Origin of the sequence: Burkholderia sp. E168m22 (genome assembly GCF_001319805.1) — a bacterium.
Lineage (GTDB): Bacteria > Pseudomonadota > Gammaproteobacteria > Burkholderiales > Burkholderiaceae > Burkholderia > Burkholderia orbicola.
The window spans coordinates 65,293-80,592 of sequence record NZ_BBSK01000097.1; the positions used below are offsets into that span (position 1 = coordinate 65,293).

Below are 15,300 nucleotides of genomic sequence, written 5' to 3' on the forward strand. Positions count from 1 at the left end.
TCGGCCCTTTCGAATCGGATTTTCATCATTGGATCATTTTTATGTGCGCTGCAGCACGCCAATTCCCGATGACTTGATCATGCTCATGCCGCCATGGAATTGCTGATTCCGATCGATTGAATCCGCGTGCTTTTGTTGCTACGATCGGCTGCGCCGGGCCTTGCCCCATCGCGCTCGTGCCGCGCCGCGCAAGGCTTTCAGGTGCAATGCGCAATCGGCATTCAGCATTCGCGGGACCGTTTTCAATCGGCTGTAGCGCGTATCGGTTCACGATTGCGTCCCGGCGCGAATGCGGCTCCCGTTTCAGGTCATTTACCGGAGAGTTCGCGTGAGCCTGTTGAAAATCGCAGTCGAGCCGGCGCTGATCGGCGCCTTTCTCACCACGCATGAACAGGTCGACGTATTTCAGACCGATTTCACGAATATCGCGGCCATCGTCGTCGGCATCGATGCCGCGGAAAAGGTGCTGAAAACCGTCGAGAGAACCGGTTTCGCGATTCCGTTCTTCGTCGCGGTCGAGCCCGACCAGGAAGTGCCGCCGTCGGTCCTGCCGCGCGCGAGCGGCGTGATCCAGCTCCGGCACGGCGGCCGCCATTACTACGGCCGGCAGATCTCCGCCGCCGCCGACATCTACAGCGAGAACCTGCTGCCGCCGTTCTTCAAGGTCATGCGCGACTACGTGCAGCGCGGCTACGTCGAATTCGACTGCCCGGGCCATCAGGGCGGCCAGTTCTTCTCGAACCATCCGCTCGGCCGGATGTTCTTCGACTTCTTCGGCGAGACGCTGTTTCGCGCGGACCTCTGCAACGCGGACGTCCGGCTCGGCGACCTGCTGATCCACGAAGGGCCCGCGCTGGAAGCGCAGCGCAACGCCGCACGGATCTACAACGCGGACAAGACCTGGTTCGTACTGAACGGCACGTCGACGTCGAACAAGGTCGTCACGAGCGCGCTGCTCGCGCCCGACGATCTCGTGCTGTTCGACCGCAACAACCACAAGTCGGTGCACCTCGGCGCGCTCGTGCTGTCCGGTGCGCGGCCGGTCTACCTCGAGACCGCGCGCAACGCGTGGGGCCTCATCGGCGGCGTCGACAGCGCGGCGCTCGGCGAAGCGCGCATTCGCGACGCGATCCGCGACGTCGCGCCCGAGCGCGCCGACCTGCCGCGCCCGTTCCGGCTCGCGGTGATCCAGCTCGGCACCTACGACGGCACGATCTACAACGCACGCGAAATCGTCGACCGGATCGGGCATCTGTGCGACTACATCCTGTTCGATTCGGCGTGGGTCGGCTACGAGCAGTTCATTCCGATGATGCAGGACTGCTCGCCGCTGATGCTCACGCTCGGCCCCGACGATCCCGGCATCTTCGTCACGCAGTCGGTACACAAGCAACAGGCCGGCTTCTCGCAGACGTCGCAGATCCACAAGAAGGATCGCCACATCGAAGGCCAGAAGCGTTTCTGCGATCACCGGCGCTTCAACAACGCGTACATGATCCACGCGTCGACGAGCCCGTTCTACCCGATGTTCGCGGCGCTCGACGTCAACGCGCAGATGCATGCGGGCCCGGCCGGCAAGCGCCTGTGGCGCGACTGCGTCGCACACGGCGTCGACGCGCGCAAGCTGCTGCTGAAAACCTGCCGGCAGATCCGTCCGTTCGTCCCGCAAGAGATCGATGGCCGCCCGTGGGCCGACTATCCGACCGAGCAGATCGTCGACGACCTGCGTTTCTTCCGCTTCCATCCGGCCGACACGTGGCACGGCTTCGAAGGCTATGCGGACGACCAGTATTTCGTCGATCCGTGCAAGCTGCTGCTGACCACGCCAGGCATCGATCGCGACACGCACGAATACGCGCCGTTCGGCGCGCCGGCGCCGATCCTCGCGCGCTACCTGCGCGAGCACGGCGTCGTGCCCGAGAAGGCCGACCTGTACACGATCCTGTTCCTGCTCACGCCGTCGGAAAGCTTCGGCAAGCTGCAGCATCTGGTCGCGCACCTCGCGCAGTTCGAGCGCCATCTCGACCAGGACACACCGCTGCGCGAAGCGATTCCGTCGCTGTGCGAAGCATATCCGGAGCTGTACGGCACGATGCGCCTGCGGCAGCTATGCCAGCGCATGCACGACTTCTACCGCAGCCACGACATGAAGCACCTGCAGAAACAGATGTTCCGGCGCGCGCAGTTCCCGAAGCAGGCGATGCTGCCGCAGGCCGCGAATGCCGAGCTGATCCGCAACAACGTCGAGCTCGTCACGCTCGAGCGCATCGAAGGCCGGATCGCGACCGAAGGCGCGCTGCCCTATCCGCCCGGCATCTTCTGCGTGGTGCCCGGCGAAGCGTGGGGCGGCCCGGCGCTCGACTACTTCCGCGCGCTCGAAGCCGGGATCAACGCACTGCCGGGCTTCGAGCCGGAAATCCAGGGCGTGTACCTGCAGACGAAGCCGGACGGCACGAAGCAGGCGTCGGCCTACGTGGTCGCGGCCGGCGCCGACGCGTCGCGCATGTAAGCGCGGTGGGCGGCGGCGTGCCGCCCACCGTCCTGTTCTTCGCATCCGCCGCCCGGCGCCGCCACGACCGCGCGCCGGCACTTGCGCGCGTTCCGACCGTGCGGTACCGTCCTCCTTTCCGGGATAACCGAAGCCTCGCGTCGAAACCCATCCGTCGATTCGATCCGATGCGGCCGCGCCCCTGCCCGGCGCCGTCGCATCGCGCGTACAGGAGGGGTTTGCGTTGGACGTTCGCGTGTATCTGCTGGCCGCCGCCGTGTTCCTGGCCGGCGTTGCCGAAAACATCTGCGTCGGCATCCTGCCGGCGATCTCCGCCGGCCTTCACGTCTCGATCGCCGCTGCCGGACAGCTCACCACGATCTTCTCCGCCGTGTTCGCGCTCGCCGCGCTGGTGGCGGCCTCGTTCGTCGCACGGGTCGAACGGCGCACCGCGCTGCTCGCAGCGCTCGGCGCGTTCGCGGCCGCGAACCTGTGCGCCGCCGCAAGCCCCGGCTATGCGAGCCTGTTCGCCGCGCGCGTGCTGATGGCCGCGAGCTGCGCGACGCTGATCCTCGTCGCGACGCGGTTCGCGGCGGAACTCGCGCCGGTGTCGCAACGCGGCCGTGCGATCGGCATCGTCTTCATGGGGATCAGCGCATCGCTCGTGCTCGGCGTGCCGATCGGGATGCGCATCGCCGAATGGGCCGGCTGGCGCGCGGTGTTCGTGTCGATCGCGGTGGCCGCGCTGCCGCTCGGGATCTGGCTCGCGCGTGGGCTGCCGCGCATGACGCCTGCCGCGGCCGGCACGCCCGGCATGCCGTCGTATCGCGCCGTGCTGTCGCAACCGCGATTGCTCGCCGCGCAATGTGTGTCGATCGCAATGATCGGCGGCCATTTCACGCTGTTCGCGTATCTCACGCCGTATCTGCAGGCCGTGCTGTCGCCCGGCGCGGCGGCGCTCGAAGGCTTGTACGTTGCGTTCGGGATGGCCGGCGTGACCGGTGCGTGGCTCGGCGGGTTCTGCTCGGATCGGCTCGGCGCAGCGCGCGCGCTGTGCGCATGCCCTGCCGTGTTTCTCATTGCGATGGCCGCGCTGCCGGCGGCCGGTGCGTCGCCGCTCGTGTTCGTCCCCGCGATGATGCTGTGGGGCGGCATCAGCTGGTCGATCTCGCCGATCGTGCAGAACTATCTGATTCACACCGGGCCGACGCTGGCCGATGCGAGCGTCGGCCTCAACGTATCGGCGATGCATGCGGGCGTCGCGCTCGGATCGGCGCTCGGCGGCGTGCTCGTCGGGCACGGTGCGCTGCTCGTTACACCGTCGGCCGGCTGCGTGCTGGTGGCCGTCGCGCTGGCATGCGCGTGGGTCGCGGCACGGCCCACTCGGCAGGCCGTGCGCGCGTCTTGAATCGTGCCGGGCGACGCGCCACGCCCGCTCGCCGCATCACCACGCCTGCCGGTAAATCTCCAGCGCGTCGGCCTCGGTCACCTCGCGCGGATTGTTCACGAGCAGGCGCGTCTGCAGCATTGCGTCCGACGCCATCCTCGGCAGGTCGGCCTCGCCGATACCGACCTCCCGCAACGTGCGCGGAATGCCCGTCGCGACGATCAGCCGGTCGATCTCGGCGATCAGCGCGTGCGTTTTCGCTTCGTCGCTGCCCGTGGCCGACGGCGCGGCGATGGCCGCCAGTTCCGCATACAGCGGCGCGGCGGCCGGCGCATTGAAGCGCAGCACGTGCGGCAGCACCAGCGCATTCGACAGCCCGTGCGGCACATGGAAGATCCCGCCCACGGGATAAGCCAGCGCGTGCACGGCCGCGACCGGCGCATTCGCGAACGCCTGCCCCGCGAACATCGCGCCGACCAGCATCGCTTCGCGCGCGTGCCGGTTCCGGCCGTCGTCGCAGGCGGGCAGCAGGTTGCGCGACAGCAGCGTCAGCGCGTGCGTGGCCAGCATGTCGGACACCGGATTCTTCAGCCGCGCGGACGTGTACGCCTCGATCGCATGCACCATCGCGTCGATGCCGGTGGCGGCCGTCGCCGCGCGCGGCAGGCCGAGCGTGAGTTCCGCGTCGAGGATCGCGACGTCCGCGAACAGATGCGGCGACACGACCCCCATCTTGCGCGCCTCGCCGACCGTGACGATCGACACGGCCGTGACCTCGGAGCCCGTGCCGGCCGTGGTCGGCATCTGCACGAGCGGCAGCCGCGCGCTCGCGACCTTGTCGACGCCGTACATGTCGGCCAGCGCCTGCTGCCCCGGCGCGAGCACCGCGATCAGCTTCGCGACGTCCATCGACGAGCCGCCGCCGAGCCCGAGCACGATCTCGGCATCGGCCGCGACGGCCCGCGCGGTGGCTTCGAGCACCACGTGCTCGGGCGGATCGGCGATCACGTCGTCGATCACGGTGACCTGCCAGCCATGCGCGGCGAGGCTCTCCAGCGCGGGCGCGAGCACGCCGCTGCGATGCAGGAACGCATCGGTGACGACGCACAGCCGCACGAGCGCCGGAAAGCGTTCGCGCAACAGCGCGCCGAGCCGGCGCGCGGCGCCGAATTCGACGATCTGGGTCGGAACGGTACGGAATTGAAACGGGTTCATCGGGTGCCTCCCGGTGGCGTCGCCGTGCCGGTGTCCGGCTGCACCATGTAGCGGGACACGTCGCGGCGATCGAGCAACGGCATGATCGCCCCGATTCCGATCCGCTGGAAATGCGGCGTTTCCCGATGCGCGTCGAGGCCGTCGGCGTCGCGATAGCGTTCGAGAATCACGATGTGGTCGGGGTGCTCCGGCGACCGGAAATACGCGTAGTCGAGATTCTTCGGCTCGGCCCGCGTGGCCGGCGCGAGTTCCGCGAGCAGTTCGATCACGCGGTCGCCGTTGCCGGGCTTCGCGAAGTAATGCGCGATGACCTGCAGGTAGGGTTCGTTCATGCTGCGCTCCAGGTTCGACACAAGCCCGTCATGACGGGAGCGCACCCCATCCGCGATGAACCGGATGGATTCAAACGCGATGAGGCGGCACCGTATCACTGACGCGTCGTTGCATTGTATTGAATCGGCACGGCCTTCGCAGTGCCGCGACCGGCCGCGAAAACCTCGAACCCAGTCCCTCACGGCAAGCGCGCGGCGAGCCGGAGCCCGGCCGGCCGCCGCGCGCTTGCGCCACCACGCTGCTTACCAGGGCACCGTGCGTCCCAGATAGTCGAGGTATTCGAGCCCGGGCCGCGCCCGCTTCGCCAGCAGCACGTCGACGAGGCTCGGCACGCTCTCCTCGATGGTCAGGCGTGCATCGGGTCCGCCGAGTTCGGTGCGGACCCAGCCGGGCGCCATCAGCGCCAGCGCGCGGCGCGTATCGGCCTGACGTGCCGCGAAGCTGCGCATGAACTGGTTCAGCGCGGCCTTGCTGCCGCGATACACCTCGCGCATTCCGGTCACGTTGTTCGCGACGCTGCCCTGCCCCGACGACATTGCGCCGATCAACCCGTCGTCGGGCACGAGATCCTGCAGCGTCTCGATCGCGCGCATCGGCGCCAGCGCATTCGTGATCATCACGCGCACGAATTCGTCGGTCGTCACTTCGCCGATCGTTTCATTCGGATCGTTGGTCGTGCCGGCATTCACGAACAGCATGTCGAAGCGCCGGCCCGACAGGCGCTCGCGCAGCGCGGCCAGTTGCGCGGGCTCGCAGATGTCGAGCGTGCCGATCTCGAGCCGGCCGTCGAACCGGTCGGCCAGGTCGTGCAGCTTCGTGCGTCCCGATCCTTCGCGCACCGTGCCCGTCACGTGCCAGCCCTTGTTCAGGAATGCCTCCGCCATCGCCAGCCCGAGGCCGCGCGACGCCGCGACGAGGAGGATCGCGGGGGCGTTTCGTCGATTCGATTCAGTCGATTGCATGGTTTTTCGCCTTTGCCGTGTTTCGTGATACGCCCACTATAGGCGGGCACCACGACAGGCGCCAGACGCACCGGATGCAATCCATCGTTGCACCGAACGCCATGTCAAACCGCACAGTGGCGTATCCTGTCCGCATGGAAGACATCGACCTGAACCTCGTCACCGCGCTCGACGCGCTGCTGTCGGAAGCCAGCGTGACCGGCGCCGCGCGCCGGCTGGGCCTGAGCACGTCCGCGATGAGCCGCACGCTCACGCGGCTGCGCACTGCCACCGGCGACCAGTTGCTCGTGCGCGCCGGACGCAAGCTCGTGCCGACGCCGCATGCAGCCGCGTTGCGCGACCGCGTGCATGCCGTCACGAGCGACGCCCGCGCCGTGCTCCGGCCGGCGACGGCCGACGTCGACCTCGCGACGCTCACGGCCACGTTCACGATCCGGGCAGCCGCGTCGTTCATGGAAATGCTGTCCGGCCCGGTGGTGGCCGCACTCGGCGACGTCGCGCCGCGCGTGCGTATCCGCTTCGTCCCGAAGCTCGACCGCGATCCGCAAGCGCTGCGCGACGGCACGGTCGACCTCGAAATCGGCAAGCGCGGCGACGACGCACCCGAGCTGCACACGCGCATGCTCTTTCACGACTGGCACGTCGCGGTGGCGCGCGCCGGCCATCCGCTGTTCGCGTCGGCCCGGATCACGCCCGCGCGCTATGCAGCCTGCCGCCACGTCATGGCGGTCCAGCTCGGCGATTTCGGCGGGCTGGTCGACGATTCGACCGCCAACACGGGCAACGGCCCCGCCGTGCACGTCGTCGTGCCAGGCTACCCGGACGCAATGCGTGTCGCGGCCAGCACCGACCTGATCGCGCTGGTGCCGCGCTCGAGCCTCGGCAACGCGTGCTCGCAGGGGCTCACCGAAGCCCTCGGGCTGCGCAGTTTCGAGATCCCGGCCCGCCTGCCGGCGATCCTCGTATCCGCGCTGTGGCATCCGCGCATGCACGGCGACCCCGTGCATCGCCGCCTGCGCGATACGGTCATCGCCGTGTGCCAGCGCGCGTATCCGGATGCCCGGCCGCCACGCACAGCGGCGCGCGGCAAGTAAACACGCGCCGCCGGCTGACGGCTGGTTGATGTCGCGCGGCTCAGATCAGCCGGCCGCCGCCGTCGATAGGCAGCATTTCGCCATTCGTGAATCGGTTGCCCGACAGGACCGCGATCGCCACTCGGTCGACGCGCTGATCGCCGGGCGCCGATCGGACGCCTTTTCCGCGCGCCGCCGAATCCCCCTATCGCGGCCCAGCCGGGCAGCGCCGGCGGCCCCTTCGGCTAAAATGCCGCACTTTCCACCTTGTCCGGCCCGCTCGCCATGCAACCCGCCTCCTCCGCCCCCTCCGCCTCCCATGGCGCCGACGCCGCAGAAGCGGCCCGCGACCTCGTCTACGGCCCGAACGACCGGCCGGCGCCGATGGTCGCGTTCGTCGCCGCCCTCCAGCACCTGCTGGCGATCATCGTGCCGATCGTCACGCCCGGCCTGTTGATCTGCCAGGCGCTCGGCGTGTCCAGCCGCGATACGACCCTGATCGTGTCGATGTCGCTGGTGATTTCCGGCATCGCCACCTTCGTGCAGTGCAAGCGCTTCGGCCCGCTGGGCGCCGGCCTGCTGATCGTCCAGGGCACCAGCTTCAACTTCGTCGGCCCGCTGATCGCCGGCGGCAGCCTGATGGTCAAGCAAGGCACGCCGGTCGAGACCGTGATGGCCGCGATCTTCGGCGTCGTGATCGGCGGGTCATTCGTGGAGATGGGCGTGTCGCGCATCCTGCCGTTCGTGAAGCGCCTGATCACGCCGCTCGTTACCGGCATCGTCGTGCTGCTGATCGGCCTCACGCTGATCAAGGTCGGCCTCATCAGCATGGGCGGCGGCTACGGCGCGATGGCCAAGGGCACGTTCGCGAGCGCGGAGAACCTGACACTGTCGGGCCTCGTGCTCGGCACGATCATCCTGCTGAACCGCGTGCCGGTCGTCTGGGTGCGCAGCACCGCGCTCGTCATCGCGCTCGCGATCGGCTACCTCGCGGCCGCGTTCCTCGGCCGCCTCGATTTCACCGGCATGCACCAGGCCGCGCTGTTCCAGGTGCCGACGCCGCTGCACTTCGGCATCGGCTTCTCGTGGGCGCTGTTCGTGCCGATGCTGATCATTTACCTCGTCACGTCGCTCGAAGCGATCGGCGACGTGACGGCCACCAGCAAGATCTCGAACGAGCCGGTCGAGGGGCCGGTGTGGATGCAGCGCATCAAGGGCGGCGTGCTGGTCAACGGTGCGAACTCGTTGCTGGCCGGCGTGTTCAACACGTTCCCGAGCTCGGTATTCGCGCAGAACAACGGCGTGATCCAGATTACCGGCGTCGCGAGCCGTCACGTCGGCATCTGGATCGCGGGCATGCTGGTGGTGCTCGGCCTGTTCCCGGTCGTCGCCGGCGTGCTGCAGGCCGTGCCGGAGCCCGTGCTCGGCGGTGCGGCGATGGTGATGTTCGGTGCGGTGGCCGCGTCGGGCATCAACATTCTCGCGGGCGTCCATCTCGACCGTCGCGCGCTGCTAATCATCGCGGTGTCGCTGGCGCTCGGCCTCGGCGTGTCGCAGGTGCCGGACATCCTGAACAGCCTGCCGCATGCACTGAAGAACGTGCTGGAATCGGGCGTGGCGACGGGCGGCATCTGTGCGCTCGTGATGAACTGGTTCCTGCCGGAAAAGAAGTAATCGAAGGAACCGCGCGACGGCGCGGTGCGCGGGATGGGTCGCACCGTGCGTCGCGCCGGCCGGCACCGGCCTCCGGGTGCCGGCGCGGCATGGCCGTCGCCATCGCGGGAGCGCCCCGGCCGGGCGCTGATCGTCAAACCCGGTCAGGCCGCCTTGGCCGATCGATTTGGGCTGGTTAGAATCACGGCATGCCCCTGATCCTCACGCCCGACCACGCCCCCGAAACGAGTGCCGTCCCGATCAAGGAACGCGCGACCGTCGTCTGCTATCGCGATGAGCGCGTGTTGCTCGTCACGCGTGCGGCGTCGCGCTGGGCCCTTCCCGGCGGCACGATCAAGCGTGGGGAAACCCCGCTCGAAGCCGCGCATCGCGAATTGTGCGAAGAAACCGGCATGACCGGCCAGGATCTGGTGTACTCGATGCAGTTCACCGGGCTCGCGAAGATCCACCACGTGTTCTTCGCGGAAGTCGGGCCGGACCAGACGCCGCAAGCGAGCAACGAGATCGCGAAATGCAAGTGGTTTCCGATCGACGGTGTCGACCGCCTGCGCGCAAGTATTCCGACGAAGCGAATCGTCGAACTCGTCTACGACCACGAAATCCGCAAGACGTAGCGCACGCCCGAGCCGTCCGTCGGCCCGCGTCGATCGCCGCGAATCGGCGGCGCGCGAACGCTCAGTGCGAGCGTTTTCTTCGCAGTTCGTGCGTCGAATAGACGACGAGGAAGATGCCCAGCATCGCGGCGCCCGACGCCATGAAGTCGTTTGCGCTGCCCGCGCTGCGCAACGCCGCGGGGAAAATACCCAGACTCAATCCTGCCCCAGCAAGAAGCAATCCTGCTGCCACGCCCCAGATCGGTCCGGCGGTCTTGTCGATTGTGTTTTTCATACAGCACCCGTCTACAGTCATGACCTGAACGGTATCGGCAAAAAGCGCCGCGTCTACCTTCAGTCATTCCACTATAACCGGAACAAAATCCGCAAGCTTCTGGTGCTTTTCCCGATCAAGTTCCGGCGATCGGCGTCGTAACGTGCCGCACCACCGTTTCTGCGCCGGACACGTGGGGCGAATCGTCGGCCATGACGCGATTGCCGACCACCAGGCCCAATTCGCCGCGTGCCGGGACGCCCCATTCGCGGTCGTGATACGCCTGCATCGGCGGGTCGCCGTCAGCCCACTCGCATCGCGTGACGGGTCGCTTGTCGATCGTGCGCTGCATCCAGCGTTGGCGATGGCCACTCGCATGCTCACGCAGTCGGAATCGTGCCGCCATCGATCACATACTCGGCGCCGGTAATCGACGCGGCACGCGGGGACGCCAGGAAGGCGATCAGATTCGCCACTTCGCCGGGCGTCGACGGCCGTCCCAACGGAATGCCGCCGAGCGAATCCATGATGATCTGCTTGCCGCCTTCATAGTCGGTTCCCGCCTGCTCGGCGAGCCGTTCCGCGAAAGCGACGGCCGCTTCGGTTTCGATCCACCCGGGCGCAACACGGATCACGCGAATGCCCTTGGGCGAGACTTCCTTCGACAGGCTCTTGCTATAGGTGGAAAGCCCCGCTTTCGCTGCCGCATAGGCCGTGGTCGATTCCGGCAACGGAAGCGCGCGCTGGATCGACGTGACGTGAATGACGACCCCTGCGCGTTGTGCCAGCATGCCCGGCAACAATGCGCGGTCCAGTCGAACCGCGGGCAGGAGATTCAGGTTCAGTTCGTCCTGCCAAGCATCTTCGCTCAATGCAGCGAAACCTCCGGCAGGCGATCGTGAACCGCCCACGACGTGGACGATCACGTCGACGCCGCCAAAGTTGGCCATCACGGCCTCGGCCACTGCTTCACAGCCCTCGAGGGTCGCCAGATCCGCCGCGACGAAGATGTCGGCGGGCGTATCGGCCGGTGGCGTGCGCGCGGTGGTGAGTACCTTCGCGCCGAGTTCGCGGAACAAGCCGACGACGGCCTTTCCGACACCCATCGTCCCGCCCGTCACCAGGACGCGCTTGCCCTGCAATTCCAGCGTCATGGCCATCAGTGGATCTCCAGAGACCGGATCTGGTCGCCGGCCAGATCAAACACGTGATCGAGTTGCACCGGGCTTCCCGGGAAGTTGCCGTCGACCCTGGCTCTGACCGTCACGCGATCGCCATCCCGGGAGACGGCGACAGGCTCGACCGTGAACTCGAATTGCTCGCGCGACGTGCGTTTCCACGACTCGATCGCGTCGTGCCCCCGGTGCGTCCGGCCCTCGTCGACGACGACCGCATCCGGCGTGAAGCAGTGCGCGGCCCGACGCGTATCGGCGCCGTTGCTGAATTCGAAATAGGCGTGAATCGGGTCTGGCAGTAACAGCGTCATGTTTGCGTTCTCGCTATGGGCTTTCATGACGGACATTCTCGTCATAGACTAACCATTCCACAAGAACGCACTAAAAAGTAAGTGACTGAGCCATGGGAAAGGAATACACGCCGGCGACGGCTGCGCTTGGGGTAGAACAGGTGATTCAGCTGCTTGAAGGGCGCTGGAAATTGATCATCCTGTTCCATCTCTTCGACGGAAAAGTGCAGCGATATTCGGATTTCGAACGATTGATTCCTGGCATTTCCCAGAAGATGCTGGCGCAGCAACTGAGGCAACTGGAAGCCGACGGAATCGTGTCGCGAAAGCTTTATCCGCAGGTGCCGCCAAAGGTGGAGTACCGACTCACCGATTGGGGGCAGGCGTTGTGCCCCGCACTGGACGCCATGCTGAAATGGGCCGAGCAACGCGCGCGCTTCTCGTCATCACCCGAGTCGGCAGAATGACCGAGCCTGCCGGCTGATGCGCTGCACGCTGCCCGCCCCGTTCAAATCGCCACTTCGGGCGGTGCCTGGCGAAACAGCCGCGTGATCCAGCACAGATACACGAGCCCGAGCGCGAACCACACGACGCCGAGCACGAGCGCCGTCTTCTCGAGGCTCACGAGCAGCCAGATATCGGACACCGCACCGATCGCGGGAAAGACGAGTCCGCCGAACACGCCGATCCGGCGCTCGCCGTGATTGCCCGACAAATACAGCCGAATCACGCACAGATTGACGGCGGTAAAGGCAAGGAACGCGCCGAAGTTGATGAACGACGTCGAGGTGGCGACATCCAGCTTCAGCGCGATCAACCCGACGACGCCGGCCAGCGCGATGTTGATCGCGGGCGTCTTGAAGCGCGGATGAATGAACCCGAAGATGCGCTTCGGCAGGATTTCATCGCGGCCCATCGCATAGAGCAGCCGCCCGACGCTTGCCTGCGCGGAGATGCCCGACGCGAACTGCGCGAGGATCAGGCCCGCGAGGAACACGGTGACGAACAGGTCGCCGCCGATCATCTTCGCCACTTCGAACGCGGCCGAATCCGTATCCTTGAAATCGACGCCGGGGTGCGCGAGCTGCATCGTATACGCCGCGATCACGAAGATCGCGCCGCCGATCAGCGCAATCAGCAGGATCGCGCGCGGCATGTTCTTCTTCGGATCGATCGTTTCCTCGGTCAGCGTCGAGACGGCGTCGAAACCGAGATACGAATACGCGGCGATCGCGGCGCCGGCCATCGTCGCGCCGAACGGCACGTGCGGCTTGAAGAACGGCTCCGCCATCGCGATGCCGCCCGGCCCCGCCGCGGCCGACGCATAGTGCCAGCACAGCACGACGAACATCGCGACGATCGCCAGTTGCACGACCATCAACACGATGTTGAAGCGCGCGGCCAGTTCGATGCCGACGATGTTCAACCCGCTCGTCAGCACGATGAACGCGACGATCCAGATCCAGGTCGGCACATGCGGAAATGCCGCGTTCAGATACGCCGCACCGATCAGCCAGATCACCATCGGCAGGAAGAAATAATCGAGCAGCGTTGCCCAGCCGATCATGAAGCCCAGGTGCGGGTTGAACGTCCTGCGCGTGTACGTATAGGCCGAACCCGCGGCCGGATAGAGCCGCGCGAGCTTGCCGTAGCTGAGCGCGGTGAACGCGATGGCGACCAGCGCGAGCAGATAGGCGAGCGCGGCCGTATCGTCGCTGGCCTTCGCGAGCACACCGTAGGTACCGTAGACGATCAGCGGCGCCATATAGGCGAGGCCGAACAGCAGCACGGACGGCAGGCCGAGCGTGCGCTTCAGGCGTGCCGGTTCATGGGATGACGACGCTTGCATGTGATCTCCTGGGCCCTTGTGGGGCGATGCGAATGCCTGTGTGCCGTACGGGCCGGCACGTCAATGGGACGACCGGGCATGTGCAGGGCATCGCGCCCTGCTCCATGCATTGGATGGATCGCGGATCGTGACTACTCGGCGCGGTGACGGCACGCGTCGATCGTGAGCACGCGCCCGCCGTCAGCCTGTTCGACAGGCGACAGACCGAGCGCCACGCGTGCGTCGTGCAGATAGCTGTAATGCTCGCGGCTCGCTTCGAGGCGCGTCAGATCGAGGTTCGCCGGTGCGACGGCTTCGTCCCGGCCGAGTTCGATCGTGCTGTCGCCAAACGGATCGACCAGCGTGGACAGGCCCGCGAACGTCAGGTCATCGTCGCCGGCCCCGCAGCGGTTCACCATCACCGCGAACATCTGGTTCTCCATCGCACGTGCGGCGATCGCACGGCGATGCACGGGCCCGAACGGGTCCATGTTGCCGTTGGTGACGATCAGCAGATCGGCGTCGAGCGCGCCGATCGCGCGCGCCGTCTCGGGGAATTCGATGTCGTAGCAGATCAGCAGGCCTACCGTCAGGCCGTTCCAGGCGCAGGTCGCGAAGCGGTCGCCTGGCGTGAATACGCCGACATCCGACGCCCACAGATGGGTCTTGCGATAGCGCAGGATGATGTCGCCCCGCTCGTCGACGAGTACCGTGGTGTTGTAGAACCGTCCGCCGTCGCGCTCCGCGAGGCCCACCGCAACGGCCACGCCCGTGCGACGCGCCGCGTCGCGTACCGCCAGCAGCCGGGGGCCGTCGAGCGTCTCGGCGACCTCGGCGACGTTCTCCCGCGTCGGGAAACCCGACAGCGTCGTTTCGGGGAACACGATCAGTTTCGTGCCGCCGGCCACGTCGACGCGTTCGATCGTGTCGATCACCTTGCGCGTGTTGTGTGCGACATCCCCGTCGACGAGCGACAGTTGCGCGAGTTCTACCTGCATGAAGCCTCTCCTTCCAATCGCCTTTCATTGGCATGTCGTATGCGTTGCATGCGGGATGCAACGCGCGTCGAGCGAAGCGGTGCATAGCCCGCGGCCCGTCGAATTGAGGCCGATTATCGGGTTATTATTTTTGACCTGAAATTCCCCGCCAGGGTTACCCTCACCGGAGCACACGATGGACCTCGAATGGCGAGATCTCGCCTTTCATCGGGAGATTGGCTCGGCCATCGACGCCCTCGATGGCCCGCATTTCTGGGCGCGGCTCACGCGCGTGCTGGAGCGGCATCTCGACTTCGACAACTGGGTCGCGCTGCGCTTCGCGCGCGATGCGGCGCCGCTCGTGCTCGCCGAACAGGCGATGCCGGACGGCAAGATCGACCTGATGTTCCAGGACTACCTGGCCGCGCTCTACCAGCTCGATCCGTTCTATCTCGCCGCGTTCGAAACGCAGGCGTCGGGCTTCTACACGCTCGCCGACGTCGCACCGGACAATTTCCGGATGACCGAGTACTACCAGCGGTACTTCAAGAAGAACATCGTCGGCGACGAAGTGCATTTCAACGTCGTAATCGATCGCGATCACACGCTGGGCTTCTCGCTCGGCAAGACGAGCAAGTACGACGAGCGCGAGATGGCATTGCTGACGCTTTACACACCCTGGGTGCTGTCGTTGATGCAGCAGCGCCTGCGCTTCGAGACGTTCGTCGTGAACGAAACACCGCGCGCGAGGGAACATGAAGCGCCCGATCCGCACACGCGCTTCGGCATGCTGACCGGAAAGCACGGGCGCGGCGCGTTGACGACGCGTGAAATCGAAGTGGCAATGCTGTCGTTGAGCGGCTTCTCCACGCGGGCGATCGGGGAGAAGCTGTCGATCTCGTTCGAAACCGTGCGCGCGCACAAGAAGCACATCTACGCAAAGCTCGGTGTCGGGTCGCAGTCGGAACTCTTTGCGCTGTTCTACGATCCCGCGAGAGCCGGTGAATCCGCGTGATGCGAGCGGCGGCGTC

General features: G+C 66.6%; 16 protein-coding genes. 7 read left to right on the plus strand and 9 right to left on the minus strand.

The annotated features are described in order from the left end of the window. The first annotated feature begins 328 nt into the window (after positions 1-328). Positions 329-2,509, plus strand: a complete 2,181-nt coding sequence (locus tag AP428_RS22135) for an ornithine decarboxylase (protein ID WP_041489407.1) — start codon at positions 329-331, stop codon at positions 2,507-2,509. Between the two features lie 223 nt (positions 2,510-2,732). Next, positions 2,733-3,896 carry an MFS transporter gene (locus AP428_RS22140; protein WP_011548053.1) on the plus strand — a complete coding sequence of 388 codons (1,164 nt, stop codon included), beginning with the start codon at positions 2,733-2,735 and terminating at the stop codon, positions 3,894-3,896. 36 nt (positions 3,897-3,932) lie between these two features. Here the strand turns inward: AP428_RS22140 and AP428_RS22145 are convergent, their stop codons facing one another. The 3 genes from AP428_RS22145 to AP428_RS22155 form a co-directional block, all read right to left on the minus strand. Then, on the minus strand, positions 3,933-5,090 hold the full coding sequence (locus AP428_RS22145) for an iron-containing alcohol dehydrogenase (RefSeq protein ID WP_011548054.1): 1,158 nt from the start codon (positions 5,088-5,090) through the stop codon (positions 3,933-3,935). Next, entirely contained in the window at positions 5,087-5,422 is a 336-nt protein-coding gene (locus tag AP428_RS22150) for a putative quinol monooxygenase (RefSeq protein WP_011548055.1), read from the minus strand. The genes AP428_RS22145 and AP428_RS22150 overlap by 4 nt, the downstream gene beginning before the upstream one ends. A 243-nt stretch (positions 5,423-5,665) precedes the next feature. After that, positions 5,666-6,385, minus strand: a complete 720-nt coding sequence (locus AP428_RS22155; protein ID WP_011548056.1) for an SDR family oxidoreductase — start codon at positions 6,383-6,385, stop codon at positions 5,666-5,668. A gap of 134 nt (positions 6,386-6,519) precedes the next feature. Here AP428_RS22155 and AP428_RS22160 point away from each other — a divergent pair, with 134 nt between their 5' ends. From AP428_RS22160 to AP428_RS22170, 3 genes are all read left to right on the plus strand, one after another. Then, the gene (locus tag AP428_RS22160) at positions 6,520-7,479 is read left to right on the plus strand and encodes a LysR family transcriptional regulator (protein ID WP_041489408.1); all 960 of its coding nucleotides are present in this window, start codon (positions 6,520-6,522) and stop codon (positions 7,477-7,479) included. A gap of 264 nt (positions 7,480-7,743) precedes the next feature. Further along, positions 7,744-9,132 carry a nucleobase:cation symporter-2 family protein gene (locus AP428_RS22165; RefSeq protein WP_011548058.1) on the plus strand — a complete coding sequence of 463 codons (1,389 nt, stop codon included), beginning with the start codon at positions 7,744-7,746 and terminating at the stop codon, positions 9,130-9,132. Positions 9,133-9,320: 188 nt separating this feature from the next. Next, a complete protein-coding gene (locus AP428_RS22170) occupies positions 9,321-9,746 on the plus strand; it encodes an NUDIX hydrolase (protein WP_011548059.1) in 426 nt (141 codons plus the stop codon). Between the two features lie 61 nt (positions 9,747-9,807). On the opposite strand, the gene AP428_RS22175 is transcribed toward AP428_RS22170, so the two are convergent. The 4 genes from AP428_RS22175 to AP428_RS22190 form a co-directional block, all read right to left on the minus strand. Beyond that, positions 9,808-10,020, minus strand: a complete 213-nt coding sequence (locus AP428_RS22175) for a hypothetical protein (RefSeq protein ID WP_041489409.1) — start codon at positions 10,018-10,020, stop codon at positions 9,808-9,810. A gap of 115 nt (positions 10,021-10,135) precedes the next feature. Continuing rightward, positions 10,136-10,351, minus strand: a complete 216-nt coding sequence (locus AP428_RS22180; protein ID WP_226292317.1) for a DNA-3-methyladenine glycosylase I — start codon at positions 10,349-10,351, stop codon at positions 10,136-10,138. Between the two features lie 28 nt (positions 10,352-10,379). Then, positions 10,380-11,159 carry an SDR family oxidoreductase gene (locus tag AP428_RS22185; RefSeq protein WP_011548062.1) on the minus strand — a complete coding sequence of 260 codons (780 nt, stop codon included), beginning with the start codon at positions 11,157-11,159 and terminating at the stop codon, positions 10,380-10,382. Beyond that, entirely contained in the window at positions 11,159-11,512 is a 354-nt protein-coding gene (locus AP428_RS22190) for a nuclear transport factor 2 family protein (protein ID WP_227746107.1), read from the minus strand. The genes AP428_RS22185 and AP428_RS22190 overlap by 1 nt, the downstream gene beginning before the upstream one ends. Before the next feature lie 65 nt (positions 11,513-11,577). Here AP428_RS22190 and AP428_RS22195 point away from each other — a divergent pair, with 65 nt between their 5' ends. Continuing rightward, entirely contained in the window at positions 11,578-11,931 is a 354-nt protein-coding gene (locus tag AP428_RS22195) for a helix-turn-helix domain-containing protein (protein WP_011548064.1), read from the plus strand. A gap of 41 nt (positions 11,932-11,972) precedes the next feature. On the opposite strand, the gene AP428_RS22200 is transcribed toward AP428_RS22195, so the two are convergent. Then, positions 11,973-13,313, minus strand: coding sequence for an APC family permease (locus AP428_RS22200; RefSeq protein WP_011548065.1), 1,341 nt, complete (start codon positions 13,311-13,313; stop codon positions 11,973-11,975). 131 nt (positions 13,314-13,444) lie between these two features. Further along, positions 13,445-14,290, minus strand: coding sequence for a carbon-nitrogen hydrolase family protein (locus AP428_RS22205; RefSeq protein WP_011548066.1), 846 nt, complete (start codon positions 14,288-14,290; stop codon positions 13,445-13,447). A 175-nt stretch (positions 14,291-14,465) separates the two neighbouring features. Here AP428_RS22205 and AP428_RS22210 point away from each other — a divergent pair, with 175 nt between their 5' ends. Beyond that, positions 14,466-15,284, plus strand: a complete 819-nt coding sequence (locus AP428_RS22210) for a response regulator transcription factor (protein WP_011548067.1) — start codon at positions 14,466-14,468, stop codon at positions 15,282-15,284. Positions 15,285-15,300: the final 16 nt, after the last annotated feature.

Excerpts from the sequence above, each read along its gene's own strand:
- AP428_RS22145 (WP_011548054.1), bottom strand. The coding sequence starts at position 5,090 with ATGAACCCGTTTCAATTCCGTACCGTTCCGACCCAGATCGTCGAATTC.
- AP428_RS22150 (WP_011548055.1), bottom strand. The coding sequence starts at position 5,422 with ATGAACGAACCCTACCTGCAGGTCATCGCGCATTACTTCGCGAAGCCC.
- AP428_RS22155 (WP_011548056.1), bottom strand. The coding sequence starts at position 6,385 with ATGCAATCGACTGAATCGAATCGACGAAACGCCCCCGCGATCCTCCTC.
- AP428_RS22160 (WP_041489408.1), top strand. The coding sequence starts at position 6,520 with ATGGAAGACATCGACCTGAACCTCGTCACCGCGCTCGACGCGCTGCTG.
- AP428_RS22165 (WP_011548058.1), top strand. The coding sequence starts at position 7,744 with ATGCAACCCGCCTCCTCCGCCCCCTCCGCCTCCCATGGCGCCGACGCC.
- AP428_RS22170 (WP_011548059.1), top strand. The coding sequence starts at position 9,321 with ATGCCCCTGATCCTCACGCCCGACCACGCCCCCGAAACGAGTGCCGTC.
- AP428_RS22175 (WP_041489409.1), bottom strand. The coding sequence starts at position 10,020 with ATGAAAAACACAATCGACAAGACCGCCGGACCGATCTGGGGCGTGGCA.
- AP428_RS22180 (WP_226292317.1), bottom strand. The coding sequence starts at position 10,351 with ATGCAGCGCACGATCGACAAGCGACCCGTCACGCGATGCGAGTGGGCT.
- AP428_RS22185 (WP_011548062.1), bottom strand. The coding sequence starts at position 11,159 with ATGGCCATGACGCTGGAATTGCAGGGCAAGCGCGTCCTGGTGACGGGC.
- AP428_RS22190 (WP_227746107.1), bottom strand. The coding sequence starts at position 11,512 with ATGAAAGCCCATAGCGAGAACGCAAACATGACGCTGTTACTGCCAGAC.
- AP428_RS22195 (WP_011548064.1), top strand. The coding sequence starts at position 11,578 with ATGGGAAAGGAATACACGCCGGCGACGGCTGCGCTTGGGGTAGAACAG.
- AP428_RS22200 (WP_011548065.1), bottom strand. The coding sequence starts at position 13,313 with ATGCAAGCGTCGTCATCCCATGAACCGGCACGCCTGAAGCGCACGCTC.
- AP428_RS22205 (WP_011548066.1), bottom strand. The coding sequence starts at position 14,290 with ATGCAGGTAGAACTCGCGCAACTGTCGCTCGTCGACGGGGATGTCGCA.
- AP428_RS22210 (WP_011548067.1), top strand. The coding sequence starts at position 14,466 with ATGGACCTCGAATGGCGAGATCTCGCCTTTCATCGGGAGATTGGCTCG.